The following is an 11,673-nucleotide window of genomic DNA, read 5'->3' on the forward strand; positions in this document are numbered from 1 at the left end:
AAGGGCGCTCAGTTCACGATCGGCTTCGGCGTTGCCAATAACGCTTTCAGGTTCGCCAATCTTTCTTTCGGACTCAATACTTCGCTTTCCATCGGCGCCGCTTCGCCGACGTCCAGCGCCATCTCCTTGATGAAGCGCGACGGGTCGCAGTTGACCAGCTCGCCGGCGCGCTTGCGCCGCTTGCACCAGCTTACGTGCAGGCTGCGCTGGGCACGCGTGATGCCGACGTACATCAGGCGCCGCTCTTCCTGGATGCGCGCCGCGATCGACTCCACCGACGCGTCCGGGTCGCCCTTGTGCGGCAGGATGCCCTCTTCCACCCCGACCAGGAACACGTGCGGATACTCCAGCCCCTTCGACGCGTGCAGGGTCGACATGCGCACCGCGTCCTGCTCCTCGTCCTGGCCTTCCAGCATCGACATCAGGGCCACCATCTGCGTCAGTTCCAGCAGATTCTTTTCTTCGCCATCGCGGTCGCGTCCGCCACGGCCGCGGTCCTTCAGCCAGTTATTGAACTCGAGCACATTCTGCCACTTGGACTGGGCTGCGCGGTCATCGAAGTTCTCGTACAAATAGTGCTCGTAGTTCATCTCCTTCATCATGTCGTCCAGCACCTCGGCCGCATGGTCGCCGCTGCCGGACGGGCCCGGACGGGTGGCGCGGTCTTCCAGCTCGGCGATGAAGTGGCAGAAGTCGCGTAGCGGCCCCAGCTGGCGGTCGGCCAGCTTGGCTTCGATGCCGCCCTTCCTTGCCGCTTCGAACAGCGAGCAGTTCCATTGCTTGGAGAATTCGCCCAATACTTCCAGTGTTGCCATGCCGACCCCGCGCTTGGGCGTGGTGACGGCGCGGATGAAGGCCGGGTCGTCGTCCTGGTTGGCGATCAGGCGCAGGTAGGCAATGATGTCCTTGATCTCGGCTTTGTCGAAAAAGCTTTGGCCGCCGGACATGGTGTACGGGATGCGTTCCTTGCGCAGCGCCTGCTCGATCACGCGCGCCTGGTGGTTGCCGCGGTACAGGATCGCGTAATCGGACCACTTGTTCTTGCGCTGGAAATGGTCGGCCGAGATCATGATCGCCACCTGATCCGCTTCCTGGTCATCGTTCTGCATGCCCAGCACCTTGATCGGCTCGCCCAGGCCGTGCTCGGACCAGAGCGACTTCTCGAACAGCTTCGGATTGTTGCCGATCACCGCGTTGGCCGCCTGCAGGATGCGGGTGGTGGAGCGGTAGTTCTGTTCCAGCTTGATCACGCGCAGGTCGGGAAAGTCGGTCTGCAGCGTTTTCAGGTTCTCGACCGAGGCGCCGCGCCAGGCGTAGATCGCCTGGTCGTCGTCGCCCACCGCCGTGAACATCGGCTTCTTGCCCAGGCCGGTCACCAGCAGTTTCACCAGCTCGTACTGGCAGGTATTGGTGTCCTGGTACTCGTCCATCAGCAGGTAGCGCAGGCGGCGCTGCCAGCGGTCGCGGATCGGCTCGTTGTTGCGGAACAATTCCACCGGCAGGCGGATCAAGTCGTCGAAGTCGACCGCCTGGTAGGCCTGCAGCGTGGCCACATAGCTGCGGTAGACGCGGCCGGCCATGGCTTCGTCTTCGTCGCGCGCCTCGCGGATCGCATCGTCCGGGTCCACCAGGCCGTTCTTCCACAGCGAGATCCGGTTCTGGATGGCGCGCACTTCCTGCTTATCGGTGGTCAGCGCCAGGCTCGAGACGATGGTGTAGCAATCGTCGCTGTCCATGATCGAAAATTTATCTTTCAGGCCCACGCCGGCCGCTTCCTGGCGCAGGATCTTGACACCCAGCGAGTGGAAGGTGGACACGGTCAGTTGCTTGGCCTGTTTCGGCTGTTTCAGCAGCTTGCCGATGCGCTCCTGCATCTCGAGCGCGGCCTTGTTGGTGAAGGTCAGGGCGGCAATGGTGCGCGGATCGTAGCCGCAGTGCTCGATCATGTAGGCGATCTTCTGGGTGATCACGCGCGTCTTGCCCGAGCCGGCGCCGGCCAGCACCAGGCAAGGGCCGTCCAGATACAGCGCGGCTTCGCTCTGCGGCCCGTTGAGGCCGAACTTTGGTGCGTTGGACATGGGAAATTTTTCTGGTGGGATAGACGAGGATTGTAACAATCCGGCGTGCCCAGCGGGCGGTGCCCTGCAATTGCGCGACCGGATTGCAACACCCGATTCAGCGTCATCAAGCAGGCCCGGCCTTGATGGAAAGCGTCCTGCGTCTAGCCGCGCAATCGGGTACCATGCGTCCTTTGCGCGCCACCCATCAGGACGTGGCGCGGCGCTCATTTTCACGGACATCCGCACATGAAATTCGAACATCTCGTCGCCGTCAACGATCCGATGAACCCGCTGATCGACACCCTCACCCGCGAGCAGCTGTGGCGCGGCCTGGTGCTGCGCGCCGAGCAGCCGACCGCTTTCATTCCGCATCTGGATAAATGCGAGATCCTGGAGCGCGACGCAGGCCGCCTCAAGCGCCGCCTGACCTTCGGCGAGCTGGTGATCGAGGACAGCGTGGTCCTGACCCCGCTGCAGGAAGTGCGCTACGAAGTGCCGGCCCAGGGCGAGATCGCCGCCTCGAGCCTGCGCATGATCATCGAGGCGCCGACCAACGCCATGCTGTTAGTGCGCTTCTGCTACGACGACGGCCAGGGCGACCACGTCGACGAAGCCAACGCGATGTACGACGAATTCAAGAAGTCGGCCTACCAGGAAGCCGATACCGACACCGTGCGCGTGATGCGCCAGATGGCGGCCGAGGGCAAGCTGGATGACAGCCTGCTGAACTGATTTCGCGCTGCCGGGTCATGTCCCCGGCTCGGTATCCTCGACCAGGGTCTCGCTGTCACCCTTCGACAGATTGGCCGCCAGGTCGCGCAGCGCGGTACGCACGCCCTCCTCGATCACCGGATGGTAGAACGGCATGTCCAGCATCTGTTCCACTGTCAGCCGCATCTGGCAGGCCCAGGCCAGCAGATGCGCCAGGTGCTCGGCGCGCGGCGCGATCATCTCGGCGCCCAGGAACAATCGGGTGCCGTATTCCGCATACACCCGCAACAACCCCTTGTTCTGCAACATGACCCGGCTGCGGCCCTGGTTGGCGAACGACACGCTGCCGACCGCGAACTTGCGCTGGCCGCCGGCGCACAGGGTACGCCAGTTCTTTCCCAGCGTGGCGATGTTCGGTTCGCTGAACGCGACCGCGATCGGCGTGCGGCGCAGGCCCGGACGCACGTCCGGGAAGCGCCCGGCATTGTCGCCGGCGATCTTGCCGTGGTCGGCGGCGTCATGCAGCAAGGCGCGCTCGTTGTTGGCGTCGCCCGCGATGAAGATGTGGCTGGTGCCGCACTGCATGGTGCGGGTGTCGAACAGGGGAATCCCGTCCTCGCCGCGTTCCAGGCCGGTATGCTCCAGCCCCAGGTCGTGCACGTTCGGCGTGCGCCCGGCCGCCATCAGGACGTACTGGAAGCGCTCGCTGCTTTCCTTGCCGAGCGCGTCGCGGGTGCGCAGCACCACCTCGTCGCCATCCTGCTCGGCGCCCACCACCTGGGTCTGGAAGGCGATGTCGAGTTCTTCGCCCATCACGCGCGCGGCGCAGCGCAGCACTTCGGGATCGCTGACATGGGCGATGTTGCCGCCGCGCGCGATCAGACGCACCCGCACGCCGAGCCGGCTCAGGGCCTGGCCCAGCTCGAGGCCGATCACCCCGGTGCCGATCACCGCCACCGAGCGCGGCAGCTCGTCCCAATAAAACACGTCGTCGCTGGTGACGACGCCGGGGCCGACGTTTTCCAGCTGCGGCAGGCGCAGCGGCGTGGAGCCGGTGGCGATCACGAAGCGGCCGGCCTCGATCTCGGTATGGTCGTCCACCTGCAGCGTGCACGGCGACGTGAAGCGCGCATGGCCCTGCAGGCGGTCGGCCACCGGCATCGATTCTACCCCTTCCAGCACGAAGCCGACGAAACGGTCGCGCTCGCGCCGCACGCGCTCCATCACGGCGCGGCCGTCGACCCGCACCTCGCCCGCATGCACGCCGAATGGGCCCGAGGTTTCCATCACGTGCGCCGCTTCGGCCGCCGCGATCAGGAGCTTGCTCGGCATGCAGCCGACCCGGGCGCAGGTGGTGCCGTACTGGCCGCCCTCGATCACCACCGTGCGTGCGCCCTGCGCCTTGGCGGCGCGGTAGGCGGTCATGCCGGCGGTACCGGTGCCGATGACGGCGACGTCCACGTTCAGTTTCTTCATGCTGTTCTTTCGCAGTTGACTGGCGAAACGATACGCTATTTTGCCCGGACCCGAGGTGAATCTCGCAACACCCGCCGCCACGCCTGTCGCGAATGCGTGGTCGGCGCTTGCTGTATTATCGCTGTCCCTTATCGCTGTCCCCCAAAACGAAAGCACCCCATGCTCATCATCACCATCAAACAGGGCAAGGAAAAAAGCATTCTGTCCGGCGACCCGTGGATCTACCTGTCGGCCATCGAAAAAGTCGAGGGCAAGCCGCAGGAACGCAGCAAGCAGGGCGCCACCGCGCTGGTGCAATCGTCGGCGCGCAAATTCCTGGCGCGCGCCGCCTACAATGCCAAATCGCAGATCGCGGCCCGCGTCTGGACCCTGCGCGAGGACGAGCCGGTCGACCACGCGCTGATCAAGCGCCGCGTGGCCGAAGCCGTCGAGCGCCGTGCCGGCGCCGTGCAGGACGCCGATCCGCAGGCGCTGGTGCAGCTGGTCGACGGCGAAAAGGATGGCTTGCCGGGCCTGCTGGTGCACGGCTACGGCGGCGTCGAGGGCTACCTGGTGTGCCAGTTCAATGCCGCCGGCGTCGACCTGTGGAAGGTGTCGATCATGCAGGCGCTGGTCAAGGCCACCGGTTGCCCGAACGTGTACGAGCGCTGCGACAAACCGCTGCGCGAGGGCGAGGACCTGGACCCGATCGCGCGTGCCCGGGCGGGTGAAGAGCCGCCGCAGCGGTTGATGGTGCGCGACGGCGAGAAGCTGGTGCCGATGGATATCCGTACCGGGTTCATCTATCCGCGCTAAGGTGATAGCAGTCTCATCGGCAGGTGAAATGTTTTGTAGCAATCCTTACCGGAATGCACCACCTGCTAAGCCTGCGTCGGCGTCTAATGGCTCATCTGAAAAATTTCAGCGAGCCACTAGGAGAACTGACATGAAGAACACCTTGATCGCATCCGGACTCATCGCCGTCAGCCTGGCCGCCAGCGGCAGCGCCTTCGCCCAGCGCGGCGACCACGACAATGACCGTGGCTACCAGCAGCAGCATAGCGACCGTTACGACAATGACCGCAACGACCGTCATGACGACGCGCGGGGCAAGGACGACAGGCGCCATTATGATGCCCGCACCTACCATCGCGACGACAAGCGCGGCGGCGGCCCGCGCCACGACCTGCGCCGCGGCGGCCACCTGAGCAAGGAATACCGTGACAACCGCTACGTCGTCACTGACTGGCGCGACCGTCACCTGAGCGCGCCGCCGAAAGGCCATCACTGGGTGCGCGCCGGTAACGACTACGTGCTGGCAGCGATTGCCACCGGCCTGATCGCTCAGGTCTTGCTGAGCAACTAAGCTAAACGCCTGACACGAAAAACCGCGCCTCGAACGAGAGCGCGGTTTTTTATTTTCGTCTATGAAATATTTTGTAGCATTCCTTACCGGAATGCTTCACCTGGGAAAGCTGATCCGCGGTGTAATGGCATCACTTCGTTACAGCGTGCCACAGGAGAACCAACATGAAAACCAAACTGATCGCAGCAGCACTGATGGCCTTGAGCATGGCCGCCAGCGGCAGTGCATTTGCCGAGCGCGGTGACCATGGCCGCGACCACGGACACTATCAAAAGCACGACAAGCACCATGACAAGGACCGCCACCACGACCGCGGACACGGCCCGCGCGGCCACGGCGACCGGCACCACTACGACGCCCGCCATTACCATCGCGACGACTACCGCGGCGGCGGCCCGCGTCACGACCTGCGCCGCGGCCATCACCTGAGCCGCGAATACCGCCACGACCGCTACGTCGTGCGCGACTGGCGTGCCCGTCACCTGAGCGCGCCGCCGCGTGGCCATCACTGGGTCCGCGCCGGCAACGATTACGTGCTGGCAGCGATCGCCACCGGCATCATCGCCCAGGTCTTGCTGAGCAATTAAGCCCGCTGCTTGTAACAAACACCGCGCCGCGCGAGACGGCGCGGTTTTTTTTCGCCTCAGTGACGCTGCCGGGTGCGCGCCACCGCGGCATTGATGCGGGCTGTCTCGGCATGCGCGTCCTTCACGCCGATCACCAGCCGGGTCCACTCGTTGCCGGCCAGTTCGATCACGATCGTGTTGCGCTTGCGCCGCGTATAGACGAACTGGCGGTCGCCGCCTTTCAGGAAGGTTCCGGCCGCGATTACGAAAGGAAGATGCGTTCCCGGCATGCGCCATCCCATGCTCATCCAGCCGAAGCCGCTGTCCTCCGTGGCGCCGCGCACCTGCGACAAAGGAATGCGCAAGCTGGGATGCAGGGCAGCCAGCGCCTCCCACTTACTCAGGTGCACGATCAGTTCGTGTTCGGTCAGTTCGAGTCGGGGCATCGTCAATCCTTTGTCGGAAGATGTTCGAGCAAACGCGATCCCAGCAGCCGCGCCGGGTCTTGAGAGGAAGCCGCCAGCGCTTCGCGGCATAGTGCAGCGATGGGCAAGTCGAAGCTCGCCAGTTCGCGCAGCGCGGTGATCAACAGGTCGAGCGCCGCCGGATCCTGCTGCCATTCTCCGGCCAGCGCCCGGCGCAATACCTGTTCGAACAAGCCGCGCTTGGAGCCGAACGTCTTGTACAGGCTGCCGCGCTGCAGCCCTGTCGCTTCGACCAGGTCGTCCACCGAGCAGCCGGTGTAGCCGAGCCGGCCGAAGGCACCGGCGGCGCGTTCGATGACTTCGTCTTCATTGAAGTTTCTGGGGCGTGCCATGAGAAGCATCCAGTTATGGAACGGTTGTTCAATAACTGTAATGTAAAGGTTTTTGAACGGACGTTCAACAATTTTTCACATCAGCATAGCCGGAGCGATCGCTCCGGATCACGCATCACTTCAGCTTGACGTGCAGTTGCGTCACGATCCCGCGCTCGTCCTGGCTTTCCCGAATCGCCAGGAACGGCAGACGCCGTACAAGTTCGCTCAGCTTTTGGCAGCCGTAGGTGCGTGGATCGAATGCCGGGCTGTTCTTGAGAATCAGGCTGCCCACGTTGCTGAGATAGGCAAATCCATCGTCGCGCGCGGCGGCGATGACGGCTTTTTGTACGATCTGTGTCGTTTCGGCGTCCAGCACGATCGGAGCTGCCGGCTGCACCGTTTTGGCCTGCTTGCACTCCTGCTGCGCAGCCGCGGCCGCTGGCCGCAGGTTTTCGGTATGGATGAATTTGTCGCAGGCAGCCACGAAGGCCGGCGGGGTTTTCCGTTCGCCGAAACCGTACACGGCCAGGCCGGCTTCCCGGATCCGGGTCGCCAGACGCGTAAAGTCGCTGTCCGACGACACCAGACAAAATCCATCCAGTTTGCCTGAGTGAAGCAAGTCCATCGCGTCGATGATCAACGACGAGTCGGTCGAATTCTTCCCGGTCGTGTAACTGAATTGCTGGATCGGCTGGATGGCCATCAGATGCAGCGTTTCCTTCCATCCCTTGAGATTCGGCGTGGTCCAGTCGCCGTAGGCGCGTTTGACCGACGCGGTGCCATAGGTCGATACTTCGGTGAACAGCTCCTTGATGATCGACGCTTGCGCATTATCGGCATCGATCAGGACGGCTAGCTTGGGGTTGTGCGTCATTCGGAAAGTTCTCCAGTCGAGGTCACCGTGACCCGGTCGTCGGGAAGACTACGGTTCTCGCTGGGATCCGTCCATGCGCAATGGATTTTTACGATCAAATATCGAGCGGGTCAACTTCGAGCGACCACTTCACGCGCGACTTCATCGCCCTCAGCTCTTCCACCCATATGCGCAGGAAAGCCTGCAGCGCCGGGCGCGAGCTCGACTCGACCAGCAACTGGGCGCGGTCGACGTTGTGCACGCGCGTCATGGTCATCGGAATCGGGTCGTTCATCATGATGCCCTCGACCGGCATGCAGTCGCGCGCCGCTTCCAGGAATTCGATGGCGATCGGCAGTTCGCGCGCCTCGGCGCGCAGCAGCGCCTGGTACATGAAGGGCGGCAGTCCCGCTTCGCGCCGCTCGTCCAGCAGGCTGCCGGCGAAGCGCTCGTAGTCGTGGCGCATCACCGCGCCGTACAGCGGATGCTGGGCATAGCGGGTCTGCACCAGCACTTCGGATGGCGCCCCAGCGCGGCCGGCCCGTCCCGCCACCTGCATCAGCTGCGCGAACAGGCGCTCGCTGGCGCGGTAGTCCTGCGAGAACAGGGCCGTATCCGGGTTCAGGATCCCGACCAGGGTCAGCTTCTTGAAGTCGTGGCCCTTGGCGACCATCTGGGTGCCGATCAGGATGTCGACCTCGCCGCGGTGCACGCTGTCGAACGCCGCTTGCGCGCTGCCTTTCAGGCGGGTCGAATCGGCATCGATGCGCAGGATGCGCGCCTCCGGGAACATCGCCTGCAAGCCCTCTTCCACGCGCTGGGTGCCGCGTCCCAGCGGCTGCAGGTCGACGTTGCCGCAGGTCGGGCACGAGCGCGGAATGCGCAGCTCCAGGCTGCAGTGGTGGCAGCGCAGCCGGTTTTCCGGCTTGTGCAGCACCATGAAGGCGGTGCAGCGGGTGCAGTTGCTAATCCAGCCGCAGGCGTCGCAGCAGATCACCGGGGCATAGCCGCGCCGGTTCAGGAACAGCAGCGACTGTTCGCGGCGCTCGAGCCGTTCACGCAGCGCCGCCAGCACGGTGCTGGTCAGCCCATCGCGCGGCCGGTCGCGCTCCATGTCGACCAGGCGCACCTTGGGCAGCACGGCGTCGCGCACGGCGCGTTCGCGCAGGTCGAGGCGGCGGTAACGACCGGATCTGGCGTGGTGCCAGGATTCGAGCGACGGCGTGGCCGATCCGAGCACGATCGGAATCCCCAGCTGGTGCGCGCGCCACACAGCCAGGTCGCGCGCCGAATAGCGCAGGCCTTCCTGCTGCTTGTACGACGGGTCATGCTCTTCGTCGATGACGATCAGCTTCAGGTTCGGCAGCGAGGACAGGATCGCCAGCCGGGTACCGAGCACGATGCGCGCCTGGCCGTTGTGCGCGGCCAGCCAGTGCAGCATGCGCTCGCCCTCGGACAGGCTGCTGTGCAGCGTGGCCAGCATCATGCCGGGGAAGCGCGCGCGGATATTCCCTTCCAGCTGCGGGGTCAGGTTGATCTCGGGGACCAGGATCAGGATCTGCGCCTGCGGGTCGCGCTGCAGCACCTGGGCGCAGGCTTGCAGATAAACCTCGGTCTTGCCGCTGCCGGTCACGCCCCACAGCAGCAGCGGCGTGAAACCGTCGGCGCCGCCGATGGCGTCGGCCGCTTCCTGCTGGGCGGGGTTCAGGGTCGGCATGTCGACCGCGCTGGCGTCCTGCGGCGCATCGAGCTTGGCCAGCTTTTTCAGGGCGCGGTCCAGCGCCACGGTCTTTGGCACGCGCAGATTCTTGGGCAGGCCGGGCAGCGCCACTTCGCCCAGCGGGCGCTGGTAATACTCGGCGGCGAAGCGCGCCAGCGCGATCCAGCGTTCGGGCAGCGGCGCCAACTGGCTGCGCACCGCCAGTGCGTCCTTCAGTTTTTCCGGCGGCACTTCGGTGTCGTGCTTGACGGCGACGATCAGGGCCATGATCTCGCGCCGCGCGAACGATACCAGCGCCAATTGTCCTGGTACGGGTTCTTGTCCCGGCTCACATGGCCAGCGGTAATCGAAGCTGCTGTTCAGCGGCGTGTCGAGCACGACTTCGAGTATGCAGTATGACAATTTAGGCCCTGTGCAAAACTGTGGAAAACTTTGTGAATAGCGTGGGACTTGACCCCGTCAAAGGTTTACGTTAGATCAAGTCAATTTTGATAATTCTCGAAATCAAGTCTATTTTTCTTATAAAAATCATGGACTTGCAACTACCCACGGCGACCTGTTAACAACCTCGGCTGGATTCGCGTTGTTGTGCATAAGTGGGTGATTCGTTCGGGAAAACTCGCTGCGTTGCATCAGAAACTTCAAGCGATACTTGAAGAAGCGCGCTAAGTCTCGGTAAACCAAGCACTTTTCCCCAACTATCCGGCGCCTGTTGATAACTTTGTGAACAAGGGCCCGATTTGTACCCTATTCTGCGGGACAACGTTGTGGCGCACACGGCACGACCCTCACTCCAAAGATAAAATCAACTTCAATATCAAGGAGTTACGTTAACTCTGCGGCATTTGAGATGTCCACAGGAATTTTTCATCGCTTTGACAAAGTTGTGAACAAGTGAGGGTTTGCAGTGCGCGGCGCCGGATCGCCGGCGCCGCCAGGGGGACAAGCAGGGGACAGCTTAGCCGGCGCGCTGCTTGCGGCTGAAGCTGTGCACAGCCTCGACCATGGCGCTGACCGATTCCGGCGGCGTGAATTGCGAAATGCCGTGGCCCAGGTTGAACACGTGGCCATGGCCGTTGCCCGGGGTGCCGTAAGCGCTCAGGGAACGTTCGACTTCTGCGCGGATCTGCTCCGGCTCGGCGAACAGGATGGCCGGATCCAGGTTGCCCTGCAGCGCCACGCGGTCGCCCACCAGCGCGCGTGCGCGGCCCAGGTTCACCGTCCAGTCCAGGCCCAGTGCATCGGCGCCGATATCCGCCATCTCGTCGAGCCAGATGCCGCCGCCCTTGGTGAACACGATGGCGGGAATACGCTCGCCATTCTTTTCACGTTTCAGGCCGGCCACGATCTGGCGCATGTACTTGAGCGAGAACTCCTGGTAGGCGCCGTCGGCCAGCGCCCCGCCCCACGAGTCGAAGATCATCACCGCCTGCGCGCCGGCATCGATCTGGGCGTTCAGGTATTGAATGACGGCTTGCGCATTGATGTCCAGGATGCGGTGCATCAGGTCCGGGCGCGAATACAGCATCTTTTTGACGGTATGGAATTCGCGCGAGCCACCGCCTTCGACCATATAGCAGGCCAGCGTCCACGGGCTGCCCGAGAAGCCGATCAGCGGCACGCGGCCATTCAGCGCAGTGCGGATCGAGGTCACGGCCTTGAATACATAGTCGAGCGACGCCATGTCCGGCACTTGCAAGGCGTTGACTTCAGCCTCGGTGCGCAGCGGACGCTCGAACTTCGGGCCTTCGCCGTCGGCGAAGTACAGGCCCAGGCCCATCGCGTCCGGCACCGTCAGGATGTCCGAGAACAGGATCGACGCGTCCAGCGGATAGCGGTCGATCGGCTGCAGCGTGACTTCGGTGGCGTAGTCCGGGTTCTTGGCCAGTCCCAGGAACGAGCCGGCGCGCGCGCGGGTGGCGCGGTATTCCGGCAGATAGCGTCCGGCCTGGCGCATCAGCCACACCGGGGTGTACTCGGTCGGCTGGCGCAGCAACGCACGCAGGAAGGTATCGTTCTGGAGCGGGGCGAATTGTGGCATGGGAGACAAGAAACGCGAGGGAAAGCCTCTATTATCGCATTCTTCGCGCACACGAGAGCCTATGCCGGTAGGCAGGGGGAAGCTCATGGCGATGCATGGCAA

General features: G+C 63.8%; 11 protein-coding genes. 4 read left to right on the forward strand and 7 right to left on the reverse strand.

The genetic code is table 11. The annotated features are described in order from the left end of the window. Window positions 1–8 precede the first annotated feature (8 nt). The gene (locus RTQ83_RS09565) at window positions 9–2,078 is read right to left on the reverse strand and encodes a UvrD-helicase domain-containing protein (RefSeq protein WP_312513747.1); all 2,070 of its coding nucleotides are present in this window, start codon (window positions 2,076–2,078) and stop codon (window positions 9–11) included. A gap of 228 nt (window positions 2,079–2,306) precedes the next feature. Between RTQ83_RS09565 and RTQ83_RS09570 the strand changes: the two genes are divergently transcribed. Then, on the forward strand, window positions 2,307–2,792 hold the full coding sequence (locus tag RTQ83_RS09570) for an SRPBCC family protein (RefSeq protein ID WP_312513750.1): 486 nt from the start codon (window positions 2,307–2,309) through the stop codon (window positions 2,790–2,792). Window positions 2,793–2,807: 15 nt separating this feature from the next. Here RTQ83_RS09570 and RTQ83_RS09575 read toward each other — a convergent pair whose 3' ends face one another. Next, complete coding sequence (locus tag RTQ83_RS09575) at window positions 2,808–4,247, reverse strand: dihydrolipoyl dehydrogenase (RefSeq protein WP_312513752.1); 1,440 nt, start codon at window positions 4,245–4,247, stop codon at window positions 2,808–2,810. 159 nt (window positions 4,248–4,406) lie between these two features. On the opposite strand from RTQ83_RS09575, the gene RTQ83_RS09580 reads away from it, so the two are divergent. From RTQ83_RS09580 to RTQ83_RS09590, 3 genes are all read left to right on the forward strand, one after another. Further along, window positions 4,407–5,042 (forward strand): SAM-dependent methyltransferase, encoded by a 636-nt coding sequence (locus RTQ83_RS09580; RefSeq protein ID WP_312513754.1) that lies wholly within the window; start codon window positions 4,407–4,409, stop codon window positions 5,040–5,042. 130 nt (window positions 5,043–5,172) lie between these two features. Continuing rightward, window positions 5,173–5,592, forward strand: coding sequence for an RcnB family protein (locus tag RTQ83_RS09585; protein ID WP_312513756.1), 420 nt, complete (start codon window positions 5,173–5,175; stop codon window positions 5,590–5,592). A gap of 164 nt (window positions 5,593–5,756) precedes the next feature. Beyond that, complete coding sequence (locus RTQ83_RS09590; RefSeq protein ID WP_312513759.1) at window positions 5,757–6,179, forward strand: RcnB family protein; 423 nt, start codon at window positions 5,757–5,759, stop codon at window positions 6,177–6,179. A gap of 56 nt (window positions 6,180–6,235) precedes the next feature. On the opposite strand, the gene RTQ83_RS09595 is transcribed toward RTQ83_RS09590, so the two are convergent. The 5 genes from RTQ83_RS09595 to hemE form a co-directional block, all read right to left on the reverse strand. Beyond that, window positions 6,236–6,604 (reverse strand): hypothetical protein, encoded by a 369-nt coding sequence (locus RTQ83_RS09595; RefSeq protein ID WP_312513761.1) that lies wholly within the window; start codon window positions 6,602–6,604, stop codon window positions 6,236–6,238. A 2-nt stretch (window positions 6,605–6,606) separates the two neighbouring features. After that, entirely contained in the window at window positions 6,607–6,975 is a 369-nt protein-coding gene (locus RTQ83_RS09600; RefSeq protein WP_312513764.1) for a helix-turn-helix domain-containing protein, read from the reverse strand. A 115-nt stretch (window positions 6,976–7,090) separates the two neighbouring features. Continuing rightward, the gene (locus tag RTQ83_RS09605; protein WP_312513767.1) at window positions 7,091–7,831 is read right to left on the reverse strand and encodes an NYN domain-containing protein; all 741 of its coding nucleotides are present in this window, start codon (window positions 7,829–7,831) and stop codon (window positions 7,091–7,093) included. Window positions 7,832–7,925: 94 nt separating this feature from the next. Beyond that, the gene (locus tag RTQ83_RS09610) at window positions 7,926–9,932 is read right to left on the reverse strand and encodes a primosomal protein N' (protein WP_312513769.1); all 2,007 of its coding nucleotides are present in this window, start codon (window positions 9,930–9,932) and stop codon (window positions 7,926–7,928) included. 556 nt (window positions 9,933–10,488) lie between these two features. After that, entirely contained in the window at window positions 10,489–11,571 is a 1,083-nt protein-coding gene (gene hemE / locus RTQ83_RS09615) for a uroporphyrinogen decarboxylase (RefSeq protein WP_312513771.1), read from the reverse strand. Between the last annotated feature and the right edge of the window lie 102 nt (window positions 11,572–11,673).

Source organism: Massilia sp., assembly GCF_031995545.1.
GTDB lineage: Bacteria > Pseudomonadota > Gammaproteobacteria > Burkholderiales > Burkholderiaceae_D > Telluria.

Coding starts and splice junctions, on each gene's coding strand:
- RTQ83_RS09580 (WP_312513754.1), top strand. CDS start 4,407: ATGCTCATCATCACCATCAAACAGGGCAAGGAAAAAAGCATTCTGTCC.
- RTQ83_RS09595 (WP_312513761.1), bottom strand. CDS start 6,604: ATGCCCCGACTCGAACTGACCGAACACGAACTGATCGTGCACCTGAGT.
- RTQ83_RS09585 (WP_312513756.1), top strand. CDS start 5,173: ATGAAGAACACCTTGATCGCATCCGGACTCATCGCCGTCAGCCTGGCC.
- RTQ83_RS09600 (WP_312513764.1), bottom strand. CDS start 6,975: ATGGCACGCCCCAGAAACTTCAATGAAGACGAAGTCATCGAACGCGCC.
- RTQ83_RS09590 (WP_312513759.1), top strand. CDS start 5,757: ATGAAAACCAAACTGATCGCAGCAGCACTGATGGCCTTGAGCATGGCC.
- RTQ83_RS09570 (WP_312513750.1), top strand. CDS start 2,307: ATGAAATTCGAACATCTCGTCGCCGTCAACGATCCGATGAACCCGCTG.
- RTQ83_RS09605 (WP_312513767.1), bottom strand. CDS start 7,831: ATGACGCACAACCCCAAGCTAGCCGTCCTGATCGATGCCGATAATGCG.
- RTQ83_RS09565 (WP_312513747.1), bottom strand. CDS start 2,078: ATGTCCAACGCACCAAAGTTCGGCCTCAACGGGCCGCAGAGCGAAGCC.
- hemE (WP_312513771.1), bottom strand. CDS start 11,571: ATGCCACAATTCGCCCCGCTCCAGAACGATACCTTCCTGCGTGCGTTG.
- RTQ83_RS09575 (WP_312513752.1), bottom strand. CDS start 4,247: ATGAAGAAACTGAACGTGGACGTCGCCGTCATCGGCACCGGTACCGCC.